Here is a 495-nt window from a genome sequence, read left to right as displayed (position 1 = left end):
GTGCCGAACACTACGCCAGCAGTGACCGAAATCACTGACACCGTCGATACCTCGACGGTGAAGCTGAGCGCAGACACCTCGGTTGCCGAAGGCGGCACCGTGACTTACACCGCCACCGTCGGCGCGCCAGTCACCGGCTCGCCTGTGGTCGTGACGTTGGCCAACGGCCAGAACATCACCATCGCCGTCGGCCAGACCACTGGCTCCATCACCTACACTGCACCGAACGATGCCTTGACCGGCAACGCCCCGCTGACCAACTCGATCACTGGCGTAACCGGCGGTAACTACGAAAATCTGGTGGCGGACAACACTCCAGTTTCGACAACCGTCACCGACGTGGCCGACACCACCAATCTGTCGCTGAGCGCGACCGCTTCCGTGGCTGAAGGCGGCCAGATCACTTACACCGCGACCTTGACCAATGCTGCTGGCTCGCCAGTGACCGTGACCTTGTCGAATGGCGCCGTCATCACCATCCAGGCAGGCGAAACC

General features: G+C 62.2%; 1 protein-coding gene. It reads left to right on the top strand.

From position 1 onward, the window contains the following. The coding region (locus J5M56_RS24610; protein WP_207938012.1) for an immunoglobulin-like domain-containing protein at positions 1–495 on the top strand (495 nt) is incomplete at both ends.

The organism is Pseudomonas sp. 51_B, assembly GCF_017491595.1.
GTDB classification, from domain to species: Bacteria; Pseudomonadota; Gammaproteobacteria; order Pseudomonadales; family Pseudomonadaceae; genus Aquipseudomonas; species Aquipseudomonas promysalinigenes.
Note: the sequence above shows the minus strand (reverse complement) of the source record. Positions and strands in the feature narration are given on the sequence as shown.